This window comes from Microbacterium sp. C23T (assembly GCF_053345975.1).
The window spans coordinates 30,990-45,829 of record NZ_JBKFBD010000024.1 but is presented as its reverse complement, the minus strand read 5'-3'; the positions used below and the strand labels follow the sequence as shown (position 1 = coordinate 45,829).

General features: G+C 70.7%; 15 protein-coding genes and 1 tRNA gene. 10 read left to right on the top strand and 6 right to left on the bottom strand.

Going from position 1 to position 14,840, the window contains the following annotated elements; translation table 11 throughout:
- The first annotated feature begins 34 nt into the window (after positions 1 to 34).
- The 3 genes from ACLBXX_RS14300 to ACLBXX_RS14290 all read left to right on the top strand — a co-directional run bounded on the left by ACLBXX_RS14300 (position 35) and on the right by ACLBXX_RS14290 (position 1,861).
- Complete coding sequence (locus ACLBXX_RS14300) at positions 35 to 1,477, top strand: NAD(P)/FAD-dependent oxidoreductase (RefSeq protein WP_375872757.1); 1,443 nt, start codon at positions 35 to 37, stop codon at positions 1,475 to 1,477.
- A 76-nt stretch (positions 1,478 to 1,553) separates the two neighbouring features.
- Positions 1,554 to 1,626: transfer RNA gene (locus ACLBXX_RS14295), tRNA-Leu, on the top strand.
- Between the two features lie 70 nt (positions 1,627 to 1,696).
- Positions 1,697 to 1,861, top strand: coding sequence for a hypothetical protein (locus ACLBXX_RS14290; RefSeq protein ID WP_447658546.1), 165 nt, complete (start codon positions 1,697 to 1,699; stop codon positions 1,859 to 1,861).
- Between the two features lie 195 nt (positions 1,862 to 2,056).
- Here the strand turns inward: ACLBXX_RS14290 and ACLBXX_RS14285 are convergent, their stop codons facing one another.
- Both ACLBXX_RS14285 and ACLBXX_RS14280 read right to left on the bottom strand, forming a co-directional pair.
- Positions 2,057 to 2,896 (bottom strand): class I SAM-dependent methyltransferase, encoded by an 840-nt coding sequence (locus ACLBXX_RS14285; RefSeq protein ID WP_447658545.1) that lies wholly within the window; start codon positions 2,894 to 2,896, stop codon positions 2,057 to 2,059.
- 123 nt (positions 2,897 to 3,019) lie between these two features.
- Positions 3,020 to 4,111, bottom strand: a complete 1,092-nt coding sequence (locus tag ACLBXX_RS14280) for an alpha/beta fold hydrolase (RefSeq protein ID WP_447658544.1) — start codon at positions 4,109 to 4,111, stop codon at positions 3,020 to 3,022.
- Between the two features lie 159 nt (positions 4,112 to 4,270).
- Here ACLBXX_RS14280 and ACLBXX_RS14275 point away from each other — a divergent pair, with 159 nt between their 5' ends.
- From ACLBXX_RS14275 to ACLBXX_RS14260, 4 genes are all read left to right on the top strand, one after another.
- The gene (locus ACLBXX_RS14275; RefSeq protein WP_447658543.1) at positions 4,271 to 5,500 is read left to right on the top strand and encodes an alanine racemase; all 1,230 of its coding nucleotides are present in this window, start codon (positions 4,271 to 4,273) and stop codon (positions 5,498 to 5,500) included.
- On the top strand, positions 5,497 to 6,810 hold the full coding sequence (locus ACLBXX_RS14270; protein ID WP_447658542.1) for a D-arabinono-1,4-lactone oxidase: 1,314 nt from the start codon (positions 5,497 to 5,499) through the stop codon (positions 6,808 to 6,810). Before ACLBXX_RS14275 ends, ACLBXX_RS14270 begins: the two co-directional genes overlap by 4 nt.
- Before the next feature lie 82 nt (positions 6,811 to 6,892).
- Positions 6,893 to 7,459, top strand: coding sequence for a LemA family protein (locus ACLBXX_RS14265; protein WP_310291997.1), 567 nt, complete (start codon positions 6,893 to 6,895; stop codon positions 7,457 to 7,459).
- 37 nt (positions 7,460 to 7,496) lie between these two features.
- Positions 7,497 to 8,591: a DNA glycosylase AlkZ-like family protein gene (locus ACLBXX_RS14260; RefSeq protein WP_447658541.1), complete on the top strand. Its 1,095-nt coding sequence runs from the start codon at positions 7,497 to 7,499 to the stop codon at positions 8,589 to 8,591.
- A gap of 19 nt (positions 8,592 to 8,610) precedes the next feature.
- Here the strand turns inward: ACLBXX_RS14260 and ACLBXX_RS14255 are convergent, their stop codons facing one another.
- Positions 8,611 to 9,924 carry a winged helix-turn-helix domain-containing protein gene (locus ACLBXX_RS14255; RefSeq protein WP_447658540.1) on the bottom strand — a complete coding sequence of 438 codons (1,314 nt, stop codon included), beginning with the start codon at positions 9,922 to 9,924 and terminating at the stop codon, positions 8,611 to 8,613.
- Between the two features lie 85 nt (positions 9,925 to 10,009).
- Between ACLBXX_RS14255 and ACLBXX_RS14250 the strand changes: the two genes are divergently transcribed.
- The gene (locus ACLBXX_RS14250) at positions 10,010 to 11,200 is read left to right on the top strand and encodes an AI-2E family transporter (protein WP_447658539.1); all 1,191 of its coding nucleotides are present in this window, start codon (positions 10,010 to 10,012) and stop codon (positions 11,198 to 11,200) included.
- Between the two features lie 8 nt (positions 11,201 to 11,208).
- Entirely contained in the window at positions 11,209 to 12,489 is a 1,281-nt protein-coding gene (ilvA, locus tag ACLBXX_RS14245) for a threonine ammonia-lyase (protein WP_447658573.1), read from the top strand.
- Positions 12,490 to 12,537: 48 nt separating this feature from the next.
- On the opposite strand, the gene greA is transcribed toward ilvA, so the two are convergent.
- Together greA and ACLBXX_RS14235 are read right to left on the bottom strand one after the other, a co-directional pair.
- Positions 12,538 to 13,029 carry a transcription elongation factor GreA gene (gene greA, locus ACLBXX_RS14240; RefSeq protein WP_045296735.1) on the bottom strand — a complete coding sequence of 164 codons (492 nt, stop codon included), beginning with the start codon at positions 13,027 to 13,029 and terminating at the stop codon, positions 12,538 to 12,540.
- Between the two features lie 131 nt (positions 13,030 to 13,160).
- Entirely contained in the window at positions 13,161 to 13,559 is a 399-nt protein-coding gene (locus ACLBXX_RS14235) for a DUF4307 domain-containing protein (protein ID WP_447658538.1), read from the bottom strand.
- A gap of 114 nt (positions 13,560 to 13,673) precedes the next feature.
- Between ACLBXX_RS14235 and ACLBXX_RS14230 the strand changes: the two genes are divergently transcribed.
- Complete coding sequence (locus tag ACLBXX_RS14230) at positions 13,674 to 13,994, top strand: hypothetical protein (protein WP_447658537.1); 321 nt, start codon at positions 13,674 to 13,676, stop codon at positions 13,992 to 13,994.
- A 55-nt stretch (positions 13,995 to 14,049) separates the two neighbouring features.
- Here the strand turns inward: ACLBXX_RS14230 and trhA are convergent, their stop codons facing one another.
- Positions 14,050 to 14,793, bottom strand: a complete 744-nt coding sequence (trhA, locus tag ACLBXX_RS14225) for a PAQR family membrane homeostasis protein TrhA (RefSeq protein WP_310291988.1) — start codon at positions 14,791 to 14,793, stop codon at positions 14,050 to 14,052.
- Positions 14,794 to 14,840 lie beyond the last annotated feature (47 nt).

Here is a 14,840-nt window from a genome sequence, read left to right as displayed (position 1 = left end):
CACAGGAGGAGTACTCCAAACCGTGACCAACACCGTGCCCAAGATCCTCATCGTCGGTGGCGGATACGCAGGCTTCTACACGGCCTGGAAGCTCGAGAAGCATCTGCGCAAGGGTGAAGCGGACGTGACGATCGTCGACCCGCTGCCCTACATGACGTACCAGCCGTTCCTCCCCGAGGTCGCCGCCGGCTCGATCGAGGCCCGCCACTCGGTCGTCGCGCTGCGCCGTCACCTCAAGAAGACGAACGTCGTGGCCGCCAAGGTGACCGGCATCAACCACGCGAACAAGGTCGCCACGATCACTCCGATCGCGGGCGAGCCGTACGAGCTCGAGTACGACCAGATCGTCGTCACCGCGGGCGCCGTCTCGCGCACCTTCCCGATCCCCGGCATCGCCGACAACGCGATCGGCCTGAAGACGATCGAAGAGGCCGTCGCGATCCGCGACAAGCTGATGTCGAACTTCGACAAGGCGTCGACCCTGCCCGCCGGTCCCGAGCGCGACCGTCTGCTGACGGTCGTCGTGGTCGGCGGCGGCTTCGCCGGCATCGAGGTGTTCGCCGAGCTCCGCTCGCTCGCCTCGTCGCTGGTCAAGAGCTACCCGCAGCTGACCTTCGACGACACGCACTTCCACCTCATCGAGGCCATGGGGCGCATCATGCCCGAGGTCTCGCTGAAGACGAGCGAGTGGGTGCTCAAGAACCTCGCGAAGCGCGGCGCCTCGGTGCACCTCGACACGCAGGTGACCGGCGCCGTCGGCGGCAACATCGAGCTGTCGACCGGTGAGACCATCCCGAGCGACCTCATCATCTGGACCGCCGGCGTCATGGCGAACCCGACCGTGGTGCGCGGCGGCGACCTGCCCGTCGAGGAGCGCGGTCGCATCCGCACCCGCGCCGACCTCCGTGTCGGCACCGAGGACGAGGTCGTCGAGGGCGCCTGGGCCGCCGGCGACGTCTCGGCCGTGCCCGACCTCACGGGTGGCGGCGTGGGCGGCTACTGCGTGCCCAACGCCCAGCACGCCGTGCGTCAGGCGAAGCTCCTCGCGAAGAACCTCGTCGCGGTGCTCCGCGGCGAGGTGCCCCGCCAGTACATCCACAAGAACCTGGGCGCCGTCGCGGGCCTCGGCCTGTGGGTCGGCGTGTTCCAGTCGGGCAACATCGCCCTCAAGGGCTGGATCGCGTGGCTCGCCCACCGCGGCTACCACGGCCTGGCGATGCCTTCGTGGGAGCGCAAGTGGCGCGTCCTGTGGGGCTGGTGGAACAACTTCTGGCTCGGTCGCGACATGGTCAACCTGTCGACCGTCCAGAACCCGCGCTACGTCTTCGAAGAGTTCGCCGCGCGCCCGCGGCCGCCGCAGCCGGTCGAGGCGCCCGCCGACAAGGCTGCCCCGGCGGCCGCGCCGGCAAAGAAGGCGCCCGCGCGCAAGGCTCCGGCGAAGGCCGCGGCCGACGCCGAGAAGGTCGCCGCGAACTGACGTCGAACGCCGGATGCCGCAGGCTCGTCTGAGAAGATGAGCCTGCGGCATTCGCGTTCCCGGCGGCACGCGACCCGCCCCCGTAGCCCAACGGCAGAGGCAGGCGACTTAAACTCGCCCAAGTGTGGGTTCGAATCCCACCGGGGGTACTCCCGCCCGACACTCGCGTTCACCGAGAAGGCCCGCTAGCCTGGGAAAAACCGGCGAAAGGGTCCCGGCATGAACGAGCACGGCACGGACCGGCAGGGCGAGGCGGCCCCGAGCACCTCGAAGAGCGGGTGGTGGTGGAAGTTCACCGCGCTGTTCCTGGGTGCCCCGCCGATCGCGGTCTACGGTGCCGAGGACGAGGTCGAGCAGGAGCGCGCCGCGAGGGCGAAGGACTGATCCCGGTTCCGCCTCACGAGCTTCGCGATCCGACGCAGCGCAGCGACCGTGTGACGGCGTAGCGCCGACGGCGGCCGGGTGAGACGGCCTTCTTCGAGGGCGGTCCTGACAGCGTGGGCGACGGCGGCTTCGCGCGAGAGCGCGAGTTCATCGGTGGGCACGAAAGACGGAACGAACATCATCCTGCTCCGTGCCTCAGGCCCGGCGTGCGGTGACGAGCAGGTATTCCCACTCCATCACGCCCTGGTGGAGGAAGCGGTCGCCGAGTGCGGCGATATCCGCATCCAGCGCCGCCACTTTGGCGGGGTCCGCGGCGTTGAAGGCGTAGACGGAGATGGTCGGCCCGTAGTTCCCCTTCATGAAGTCGCGGAACTCCGCGCCGTCGGCGAAGCGATCCACGCGGAGCACCTGCTGGCTGGCCAGAATGCCGGTGACACGATCACCGAAGAGCGTGGCGACGTGATCGGCGAGCCCCCACAGCGGGGCTGGAGACGACCCGGCCGGTGCCGGCGGCGCGTACGGCTTCATGACGGCGAACAGCTGCCCGATGAACCCGTCGGGCGTCCAGCTCAGCACGCCGATGCGTGCACCCTGTCGGGCCACCCGGAGGAGTTCGTCGGCGGACTGCTGGTGGTGCGGGGCGAACATCACCCCGATGCTCGACATGACGACATCGAAGTCGGCGTCCGCGAACGGCAGCGCTTCGGCGTCGGCCGTGAGCCAGCGCACGGCGACGTCCGCGGGTGCTGATTCGCGCCCGACGTCCAGCAGTCGCGGCGTCAGGTCGGTCGCCACGACGTCGGCCCCGCGCAGCGCGGCCGGAATCGCCGACGTGCCCGTGCCGGCCGCGACGTCGAGAACGCGCTCGCCGGCGCGCACATCGAGCGCTTCGACGAGGATCCCGCCGAGGTCGCCGACGACCTCGTCGGCGACCGCCGGGTAGTCGCCGCTCGCCCACATGGCGGCGTGCTTGGTCTTCAGTGCGCGGTCCTCCTCGGTCGCGGTGATGGCGTGGTGTGCGGTGAACATCGACATGATTCCTCCCGGATGGGTTGGTGATGGCACCACCGTAGGAATCCGGCATCCCCGCCCGCATCGGCGCCGACGCGCAACCGGGGCGCGTGGGTGCACGAAGCCGTGGCGGCTGGCGCGTAGGCGTCAGCCCTGGGAGAGGAGTCGGGCGACGGCAGCCGTCCGTGCCGCGCGACCCTGCAGACCGAGCTTCGCGTAGGCGTTCTGAAGGTGCCGCTCGACGGTGCGCACCGACAGCACGAGCTCGCCGGCGATGCCTTCGTTGTCGTGTCCGGCCGCCGCGAGCCGGAGGATGTCGAGCTCTCGCGGGGAGAGGACGGCCGACGGCGCGGCCGCGGCCGGATCGGCAGAGCCGACGGCGCGGTCGGGGGCGATGAAGTCAGTGATCTCGCTGAGGAAGTGCGGCCACGCCGGTTCGTCCTCGAGCACGATGTGATTGCTGCTGTCGAGCGCCACGAGGCGCGCTCCGCGGATCCCCGCCGCGAGTTCTCGGGCGTGGTGGAAATCGTTCATCTGGTCACCCCGGCTGTGGATGACCAGCGTCGGCAGGTCGATCTCGCGCATGCGATCGCTCGCGTCGGTCACCTGACGCTCGGCCCGAGCGCTGATGGCCGTCTCGGCGTCGACCGAGACCCGCTGAAGGTCGTCGAGCCACCGCATCTGCTCCTCGGTGCCGCCGGGGATCATCATGCTGCTGAAGACGCGCCGGAACTCGGAGGTGGGGCGCGCCCACCCGACCTTGATCAGCGCCTCGAACGCCGCGTACATGTCGAGCTCTTCCGGCGTCGCGGCCGTGTGCGCACCCGCGTAGCTGCCGTAGAACACGAGCCGCGTGAGACGCTCGGGGTGGCGAGCGGCGTACTCGAGTGCGACCGGACCGCCCTGCGCCATCGCGAGGAGGGCGAACCGGTCGAAGCCGGCATCGTCGGCGACCGCTTCCAGATCGGCGACGCGGGCCTGGAGGCCGTGGTCGGTGACGTGCCGGTCGGACAGCCCGTGGCCGCGCTCGTCGTACCGGATCACGGTCGCGATGTCGCCGAGACCCTCCAGGTAGTGACGCCAGACGGGGCTCTGCCAGTCGAACTGGAGGTGGCTGAGCCAGCAGGCGTCGATGAGGAGCGGCGGCCCCGATCCATGCACCGCGTAGGCGATGCCCGTGCCGTCGGCCGAACGCGCGAAACGGATGTTCTGCACGGTCTCCGATCGGCCGGTGTTCACGGAGCCAGTGTAGAAGCGGCCCGTCGGCACGGATAGGAGGGTTCGTCCCGCTGCGATCGGCCGTTCCAGGCACCGGATGGCGACCTTCCACAGCCGGTCATCGGAACCGCTCCCAGCGCTCTAGGCTGGGGCGATGCGCACGCACCCGAAGCGAGCCGTATGAGTCTCGATCTTCTGTCCACGCCCACGGCGACGAAGCCGTGGGACCACCCCGCGTCCTACTGGGACGCCATGAGCCATGCCGTGGCGGACGTAAGCGGCCCGGTGGCCGCCATCAACGCCGAGGCGCTGCGGTACAACGCGCTCGACCTTGTGGTGCGGGCCGGCGGCGTGCCGATCCGCGTCGCCAGCAAGTCGGTCCGCGTGCGCGAGGTGCTGGACGCCGTCCTGGCCCTGCCCGGGTACCAGGGCATCCTCGCGTTCACCCTTCCCGAGGCGCTGTGGCTGGCCGAGACGATGGACGACATCGTGCTCGGCTACCCGACGGCCGACCGTGCCGCGATCGCCGCACTTGTCGCCGACGAGACCGCAGCGTCGCGCATCACACTGATGGTCGACGACCTGGCACAGCTCGACCTCATCGACGCCGTCGCCGTGCCAGGCGCGCGGCCCGAGATCCGCGTGGCGATCGACGCCGACGCCTCCTGGCGCGCGCCGGCTCTCGGGCACATCGGCGTTCTCCGCTCGCCCGTGCACGAGGCGGCGGAGGTGGCCGCGCTCGCACGCTCGATCGCCGCCCGCCCCGGATTCCGCCTCGTGGGCCTCATGATGTACGAGGCCCAGATCGCCGGTCAGGGCGATGCCACCGGATCCGGCGACGCGGTGATCCGCTGGATGCAGCGCCGCTCGGCCGCCGAGCTCCTGGATCGGCGCGGCGCCATCGTCGCGTCGCTGCGCGACATCGCCCCGCTCGAGTTCGTCAACGGCGGCGGGACCGGATCCCTCGAGCTCACGGCATCCGATCAGGCCGTCACCGAGGTCACCGCCGGCAGCGGCCTGCTCGCCGGCCACCTGTTCGACGGATACCGCGCATTCGATCCCGCTCCGGCCGCGGCCTTCGCGCTCGAAGTGGTGCGCAAGCCCGCCCCCGACGTCGCGACCGTGCTCGGGGGCGGATGGATCGCCTCCGGACCGGCACTCGAGTCGCGTCAGCCCCGGGCGGTGTGGCCCGGCGACCTGCGCATGGCGCCCCGGGAGGGCGCCGGCGAGGTGCAGACGCCGCTGCGCGGCGACGCGGCACGCGATCTCCGGGTGGGCGACCGTGTCTGGTTCCGCCATTCCAAGAGCGGCGAGCTCGCGGAGCGCGTGGATCGCTACCACCTCATCGACCGCGACACCAGAGTGGGGGAGGTGGCGACCTACCGCGGCGAGGGTAAGGCGTTCCTGTGACCCGTCCCGGAGGGGTGTGGCGCAACTGGGGCCGCACGGAGTCGGTGCGGCCGCAGCGCCTGGAGTTCCCCCGCACCGTCGCGGCCGTGCAGCGCGCCGTCGTCGCGGCGGCGGCGCAGCACATGCCGATCAAGGCGGTCGGCGCCGGCCACAGCTTCACCGGCATCGCGGTGGCTCCCGGCGCGCTCCTCGAGCTCCGCGATCTCAGCGGGCTCGTCTCGGTCGACGCCGACCGTGCCCGGGTGACGCTTCTGGCGGGCACGCGCCTGCACGAGGTCCCGTCGCTCCTTGCACCGTTCGGCCTCGCGATGGAGAACCTCGGCGACATCGACCGCCAGTCGATCGCGGGGGCGATCTCGACCGGCACGCACGGCACGGGGGAGCGCTTCACCGGCATCGCGGGCCAGGTCGTCGGCGCCACTCTCGTGACCGCCTCCGGCGAGCTGTTCACCGTGAGCGAGGACGAGAACCCCGAGCTCGTGCCGGCAGTGGCCCTCGGGCTCGGTGCCCTCGGCATCCTCGTCGAGGTCACGATCCAATGCGTGCCCGCCTTCGTGCTGCACGCGGTCGAGCAGTCCGAGGACCTCCACGAGGTCCTCGGCGCCCTCGACGAGCGCGCGGCGGCGGCCGACCACTTCGAGTTCTACTGGTTCCCGCACACCGACCGCGCGATGACCAAGACCAACACGCGGCTCCCCGAGAGCGCGCCGCGGCATCCTCTCCCCGCCGTGGGCAAGTGGATCGACGACACCCTCGTCGGCACGGGTGTCCATCAGGTCGCGTGCGCGGCCGGTGCGGCGATCCCGGCGCTCGTGCCGCCGATCAACCGGCTGTCGGCGAAGATCTGGGGGAATCGGGAGTTCACGGATGCCTCGGCCCGCGTCTTCGCGACCAACCGGTCCGTGCGGTTCCGCGAGATGGAGTACGCGGTGCCGGTCGAGAACCTGCGCCCCGCGTTCGAGGCGATGCGTGCACTCATCGATGACCGCGGCTGGCGGATCGGGTTCCCGGTCGAGGTGCGGGTCGCGGCCGCCGACGACCGCTGGCTGTCGACGGCTCACGGACGCGACTCCGGGTACATCGCGGTCCACCGCTACTGGCGCGAGGACCCGACCGAGTACTTCGAGGCGGTCGAGGAGATCATGCTCGGCTTCGACGGTCGGCCGCACTGGGGCAAGATGCACACCCTCGGCGCCGACGCCCTGCGGTCGCGCTACCCCCGATTCGACGACTTCGTCGCCCTGCGCGACCGTCTCGACCCGCAGCGGCTGTTCCGCAACCCGTACCTCGATCGCGTGCTCGGTGGGTAACGGCTGAGAGTCGGGGATAACCCCACATGCGAGGGGGTTTCGCGTCGGTAGGATGAGGGCACTATCGAACGGAGCCTCGGCAATGGAATGGCTGATCCCGGTCCTCATCGTGGTGGCGCTCGTCGTCATCATCGGCATCTATCTCTGGGCGACGTACAACTCGCTCGTCCAGCTGAATGTGCGGGTGGATGAGGCGTGGAGCGACATCACGGTGCAGCTCAAGCGTCGTGCGGATCTGCTGCCCAACCTCATCGAGGCGGTGAAGGGCTACGCCGCGCACGAGAAGGCGGTTTTCGAGAACGTGACGCGAGCGCGCGCCGAGACGCTGTCGGCGTCGGGTCCGGCTGAGGCCGGCGTCGCCGAGGGGCATCTGCAGCAGGCGCTGAAGTCTCTGTTCGCGGTGGCCGAGGCCTATCCGCAGCTGCAGGCGAGCCAGAACTTCCTGCAGTTGCAGCAGTCGATCGTCGACACGGAAGACAAGATCCAGGCCTCGCGCCGGTTCTACAACGGCGGCGTCCGCGAGCTCAACACGAAGATCAAGGTCTTCCCGAACAACCTGTTCGCGCGCAATCTGGGCTTCCACGAGCGCGAGTTCTTCGAAGTGATCGACGGTGCGGCGATCTCGGAGCCTCCGCGCGTCCAGTTCTGACGCGGCTGACGTCGGACGCCGGCGATAGCGTCGGGACATGGTCCATCGGCTGAGCCGCGAAGAGGCGCGGCGCATCGCATTGCGGGGACAGCTGCTGACGGCTGAGAGGCCGGCCGGCATCGTCGAGACCATCGACGCGCTCACGGTGGTGAACATCGAGCCGACCGCGGCGATCGCGCCCAGTGCCGACCTCATCCTGTGGAGCAGGCTCGGGTGGCCGTATCAGCCGGCCGACCTGACGCGCCTTTTCGAAGAGGACCGCGCGGTGTTCGAGTGGGGCGGGTTCTACCGCGCCATGACCGACCTGGCTCTTCTCATCCCCGAGATGCGGCGTCGACCCGAGTCCGCGCAGGCGCGGGAGTGGCTCGCGGCGAACGAGGTGTTCCGGCGTGAGGTCCTCGCGCGACTGCGCGCCGAGGGTCCGCTGCGGGCGGCCGACATCCCCGATGCCGCGCAGGTGTCGTGGCGTTCGTCCGGCTGGACGAACAACCGCAACTCGATGCAGCTTCTCGAGATGCTCGTGCTGTGCGGCGATGTGGCCGTGTCGTCGCGGGATGCCGGTGGCCGCCTGTTCGATGTCGCCGACCGCGTCTACCCGCGAGATGTGCCACAGCTGACCGACGAGGACGCCGGCCGCGAGCGCGCGGAGCGTCGGCTCGCGTCTCTCGGGATCGCGCGGGTGAAGGGAATCGCCCAGCCGTTCGAACCGATCGACGTCGGGGAGATCGGCGAAGCGGCCATCGTCGACGGGGTCGACGGCCTCTGGCGCGTCGACGCCGACGCCCTGGCCGCCGCTGACGGGTTCGCAGGGCGCACCGCCCTGCTGTCGCCGTTCGACCGCCTCGTATTCGATCGGCGTCGGCTCGAGGAGCTCTTCGGCTACGAGTACCTGCTGGAGATGTACAAGCCGGCGGCGAAGCGGCGGTGGGGCTACTTCGCGCTGCCGATCCTTCACGGCGACCGCTTCGTGGGAAAGCTCGACGCCAAAGCCGACCGCAAGGCGGGCCTGCTCCGCCTGCATGCCGTGCATGAGGACGAGCCGTTCACCGAACAGGTCCGAGAGTCCGTGGACGCCGAGATCCAGGACCTCGCCCGCTGGCTCGGGCTCGAGGTGGTCGGGCCGGGCGCCTGAACCCCGCTGGGTCGACGGGTCAGCCCGCGAGCTCCTCGACATCGAGGTCGCGCGCGTCTGCGCCGGGCTCGTCCGCGGCGAGCGGCACCGGCTCGGCCGGACCCGCCTCGTGGCGCGTCGCCTCGGGCAGGACCCGGGCGAGGTCGTCGGTGGCATCGCCCCAACGGGAGACGGAGAGGGACTCGAGTCCTTGCCAGGATGCGGCGAGCCGGAGTTCGTCGGCGAGGCGAGGCGCAGCATCGGCGGGGGTGCCGTGCTCCCACCACGCGGACTGCACGAGCAGTGTCGAGGCGGCCCGGTCGGCCTTCAGGTCGACGCGGCCGACGATGTTGTCGCCGATCAGGACGGGCAGCGAGTAGTAGCCGAACCGGCGACGCGGCGCGGGCGTGTAGATCTCGATGCGGTACTCGAAGTCGAAGAGCCGCTCAGCACGATCGCGGAACCACACGACGGGGTCGAACGGGGTCAGGATCGCGGCGGCGTCGATCTTGCGCGGCACCACGGCATCGGCGTGCAGCCACGCTCTGGCCGGGCGACCGGCGGTCGTCCACCCTTCGACGGTGATCGGGTGCAGCTCGCCGGCGTCGACGAGGTCATCCAGGGCGGCCGTGACGGCCTTGCGGTCGGCGATGCGCCAATAGTCGGCGATGTCGGCGGCGGTGGCGACGCCGTAGGCGCGCGCCGCGCGACGCGTGAGCTCACGCACGGCCTCGTCACGGGGGACCGGTGCCTCGAGCACGTGGCGGGGGATCACCTGCTCGGCGAGGCCGTACCGTCGCTCGAAGCCGCGGCGGCCGGCGATCGCCACCTCGCCGAACATCCACAGGTATTCGAGAGCCTGCTTGACGACGTCCCAGTCCCACCAGGGACCCCGCGCACTCTCTTTGGCGTCGTGCTCGATCTGCGCCGGGCGCAACGGGCCGCGATCGGCGAGCTCGGCACGCACCCAGTCCACGATGTCGCGGTTCGCGTCGAACCAGCCGCCGGGCTTGCTGCCGTACTTCGCACGCATGGCCTGCATGCGGAAATCGAACAGTCCCCAGTCTTCTGCGGGGATGAAGGCCGCGACGTGGGCCCAGTACTCGACGTAGGGTGAGCGCCGCGCGAACAGCAGGCGGTCGAGGGCGGCCGTGTCATAGGCGCCGACCCGCGAGAACAGCGGCATGTAGTGGGAGCGGGCGAAGACGTTGACCGAGTCGATCTGCAGCGTCGCCATGCGTGCCAGCGCACCGTTCAGCTGCCGGGTGCCGGCGGCGGTGGGCCGGGGGCGCCCGAATCCCTGGGCGGCGAGAGCCACGCGGCGCGCCTCTGCGGCGCTGAGTGAGGACTTCACGCGCGCCAGCGTAGCCCGGGGTCCGGACATCGCGCCGCCCGCCGTTCATGACCGGCGCGGAATGCGACGCGCCTAGACTGGCTCAATGAGCGGCTCCGACGACAAGCCCCGCGGCTCCATCTTCGACGCCGTCCGCGACCGCGGCAGGGTCGTCTCCACCGAGACGTCCGCCGCGGTGCCGCGCGGCCTCCGCCTGGCGACCGCCTACTCGTGGCGCCTCATCGTCGTCGCCGCGGCGATCGGGGTCGGCGTATGGCTCGTCATCCAGCTGAAGCTGCTGGTGATCCCGCTCCTCATCGCCATCCTCATCACCGCCCTGCTGTGGCCGGCCTTCGCCTGGATGCTGCGTCGCCGCGTGCCGCGCTGGCTGGCGATCGTCATCTCCGTGGTGGGCACCGTCGCGATCGTGACGGGTCTGCTGTGGCTCGTTGTCTGGCAGATCATGCAGCAGTGGGACTCGGTGCAGGCGAGCACCGTCGCGGCGGTCGAGCAGTTCCGGCAGTACCTCATCGACGGCCCGCTCCACCTGAGCGAGGACCAGATCGACGACCTGCTCGCGCAGGGCTGGACGTTCCTCCAGCAGCAGGCCGAGCTGCTGTGGTCGGGCGCACTCGCCATCGGCTCGACGATCGGCCACGTCGTCACGGGCGCCGTGCTGGCGTTCTTCATCCTGCTGTGCCTGCTCGCCGACGGCGCGGGCATCTGGCGCTGGACCCTGCGGCTGTTCCCCAAGAAGGCGCGCCCCGCCGCCGACGGCGCCGGCCGCGCCGGGTGGATCACCGTCGTCAACTACGCGCGCACGCAGCTGCTCGTCGCGACGATCGACGCCGTCGGCATCGGCCTGGGCGCCGCGCTCCTCGGCGTGCCCCTGGCGATACCCGTGGCCGTGCTCGTGTTCCTCGGCGCGTTCGTCCCGATCGTCGGTGCCGTGGTCACCGGAACGGTCGCCGTCTTCCTCGCTCTCGTCTACAACGGTCCGTGGATCGCGCTGTGGATGCTCGTGGTCGTCCTCGGTGTGCAGCAGCTCGAAGGTCACGTGCTCCAGCCGCTCCTCATGGGTTCCGCCGTCAAGGTCCACCCGCTCGCGGTGGTGCTCGTGGTCGCGGGCGGTGCCATGATCGCCGGCATCCCGGGAGCCCTCTTCGCCGTGCCGCTCGCCGCGTTCGTGAACGTCGTGGCGGTCTACCTTGCCGAACGCGCGTGGGAGACCGGCGCCAGACCCACCGGGGACCTCATCTGGAGCACCGTCCCCCGGCAGAGGAGAGTCCGTTCGTGACCACCGCCATGTCATCCGCCGATCAGGCCGCCGAGATCGCGGCCACCCCGGCGGCACTCGCTTCGGCCGTCCCGACGCTCGCGGACTTCGAGGATGCCGCCGCCACCCTCGAGGGCGTCATCTCGCACACCCCGCTCGACGCCTCGTTGCACCTGTCGGACGTCCTGGGCGTGCCGGTGCACCTCAAGCTCGAGAACCTGCAGCGCACCGGGTCGTTCAAGATCCGTGGCGCGACCTATCGCCTCTCGCGGCTGACCGCCGAGGAGCGCGCCCGCGGCGTCGTCGCCGCCTCGGCCGGCAACCACGCCCAGGGCGTGGCGCTCGCGGCGAAGGCCCTCGGCATCCACGCGACCATCTTCATGCCGCTCGGCGTGCCGGTGCCGAAGCTCCTCGCCACGCGCGGGTACGGCGCCGACGTCGTGCTCGAAGGTGCCACCGTCGAGACGCCGCTGCGCCTCGCGGCGGAGTTCGCCGAGCGGACGGGTGCCGTGTTCATCCACCCGTTCGACCACCACGACGTCATCGCCGGGCAGGGCACCCTGGGCCTCGAGCTCATGGACGAGCTGCCCGACCTCGACACCGTCGTGCTGGGGATCGGCGGAGGAGGACTCGTCGCCGGCGTCGCCGCCGCCGTCAAGGCGCGCGCCGCGGCGGAGGGCCGCACGGTGCGGGTGATCGGCGTGCAGGCGGAGAACTCCGCCGCGTATCCGGCGTCGCTCGAGGCGGGGCGTCCGCTCGAGGTCCCGACCTCGCCCACGATCGCGGACGGCATCGCGGTCGCCCGTCCGGGGGACCTGCCGTTCGAGATCATCCGCGATCTCGTCGACGAGGTCGTGACGGTGACCGAGGACGACATCGCCCGCGCGCTGCTCGTGCTGCTGGAACGCGCCAAGCAGGTCGTCGAGCCCGCGGGCGCGGTAGGCGTCGCGGCGATCCTGGCGGGCAAGGTCGTCGCGACCGGCCCGACCGTCACGGTGCTCTCGGGCGGCAACATCGACCCGCTGCTGCTGCAGCGCGTGGTCGCGCACGGGCTCGCGGCATCCGGTCGGTACATGACGCTGCGCATCCCGCTGCCGGATCGTCCCGGACAGCTCGCGCGCGTATCGGAGCTGCTGGCGATCGCCGGGGCGAACGTCATCGAGGTGCTGCACACCCGCCACGGGCAGGGTATCCAGATCAGCGAGGTGATCCTGCAGCTGAGTGTGGAGACGCGCGGCGAGGAGCACCGGGCGCACGTCATCTCGGTGCTCGAGGATGCGGGCTACGCGCCCACGGTCGTCCCGGACTAGCTGAGCCGCGCCCGGCGGCCTCAGAGGGATCCCTGAGGCCGCTTCGGGTCACTGCCCGTTGTAGGTCTCGACCTTGACGATCTCGACGGCGATCTCACGGCCGTTGGGGGCGGTGTACGACGTCTTCTCGCCCTCCTTGCGGCCGAGGATGGCGACGCCCAGCGGCGAGGCCTCGCTGTACACGTCGAGCTCGGAGCCGACCGCGATCTCGCGGTTGCCGAGCAGGAAGACCTCTTCGCCGCCCGCCACGATCGCGGTGATGACGGTGCCGGGCTCGACGACGCCATTGCTCTCCGGCGCCTCGCTGACCGTCGCGGTCTTGAGCAGGTGCTGAAGCGTGCGGATGCGGGCTTCCTGCTTGCCCTGCTCGTCCTTGGCGGCGTGGTAGCCGCCGTTCTCCTTGAGGTCGCCTTCTTCGCGCGCGGCCTCGATGCGCTTGGCGATCTCCTCGCGGCCGGTGGTCGAGAGGTGCTCGAGCTCGGCGGCCAGGCGATCGTAGGCGTCCTGGGTGAGGAAGGTCACGGGGGCGTCGGTGGACACGGCTGACTCCTTCGTTGGGCCCGCGGCCGACCGGAGCGGTGCGGGCATAAACCGAACGCCCCGGCTCACGGCCAGGGCGCGATTCTGCTGATGTCCCGCCAGACTACGTCACGGCGTCTGTTCGGACAAACTCACCCGGGCAGCACCCAGCACGAATTCACGAACCCGGTGGTGGCGAGCGCGGTCGTCGGGATCGTCTCGCGGAAGGCGCGCGCATGGAGCTCGGATGCCGGCAGCTCGACGACCCGCCAGCCCACCACGCCGTGCTCCTGGTCCTGCGCCTCGATCGCGCACGCGACCGCGGCGCCGGGGGGACTGCTGATCTGGAATCCGAGCGTCACGGAGTGTTCGTCGACGACGTCGAACGACGTCGTGTCCGAGTCGACGGAGTTGAGGGACCCCCGCACGGTGGACCAGCCGAAGAGTCCGACGACGGCGACCGCGATGACGATGCCGGCGCCGATGATCCACGCGCGTGCGGGGGAGCGGCGGCGGCCGTAGCGCTCGTCGAGCATGTCCTGCGTGGTCACGCCGCTCCTTCGGGCTCGTCGGGTCGGATCGGAAGATTAGGCTGGAACTCCAGGCTATGCGCTCGCGCGCACCCCCGACGACACCGCCCGCCACGCGGGCAGAGCGAGGACCCCATGCAGCACGCGATCGTCGCACTCCTTCCCGCAGCGACGACTCCGACGCCGACTCCCACGCCCGCGGTCGATCCGAACCTCGTGAGCCCCGGAGTCGTGGGATTCCTCTTCACCGCGCTCATCGCGATCGCCGTGATCTTCCTGATCTGGGACATGATGCGCCGCATTCGCCGGGGCCGTGTGCGCGCCGACATCCAGGAGCAGCTCGACGCCGAGGAGCAGGCGGCGCGCGCGACGGAGGCGACCGAGGTCGACGATCAGAGCATCGACCCGGCGGCCGGCGACGAGCGCGGTGACGCCACGGCGCCGCCCAAGGGCTGAGCCGCCCGAGCGGTGATGGTGACGGATGCTGCGGCCCGCAGCATCCGTCTCGTCATCAGCCCGCGAGCCCCAGCGACGGGGAGTACGGGTGCAGTGCGATGATGAGGCACGCCGTCCAGTGGCAGAGGAAGGCCAGCACCGTGCAGACGTGGAAGATCTCGTGGAAGCCGAAGTGGCCCGGCCACGGGTTGGGGCGCTTGAGCGCGTAGACGACGGCGCCGCCGGTGTAGAGCAGGCCGCCGATGGCGACGAGGACCATCATGGCCGCGCTGGCCTGGAACAGCGGGACGATGTACATGACGGCCGCCCATCCCAGCAGGAGGTAGAGGGCGACATAGAGCCAGCGCGGCGCGTTGATCCAGAAGACGCGGAACAGGATGCCGAGCAGTGCGCCGCTCCATACGAGGACCAGCAGCAACGCTCCCTGCTGCGGCGGCAGCGCGAGCACCGCGATGGGAGTGTAGGTGCCCGCGATCAGCAGCAGGATGTTGGCGTGGTCGATGCGCTTGAGGATCGCCTTGGTCTTGGGCTTCCAGTTGAACCGGTGGTACAGCGCGGAGTTGCCGAAGAGCAGCAGCGAGGTGGCCATGAACACCGCCGACGCCCACTTCGCGGGCGCGCCCTGCGCGAGCACGATCAGCACGATGCCGGCCGCGATCGCGACGGGGAAGGTCGCCGCGTGGATCCAGCCGCGCCACGTCGGCTTGAGGTCGGGCGTCGCGGCGTCGACCGCCGCGGCGTCCATCAGCGGCAGCACGGGGACCTCGGGGGCCCGGGGAAGACTGCGACGGCGGCTCATGTCCTAAGCGTAGAGGGGCCCGCATGCCCCGAGGGGAACATACTGAG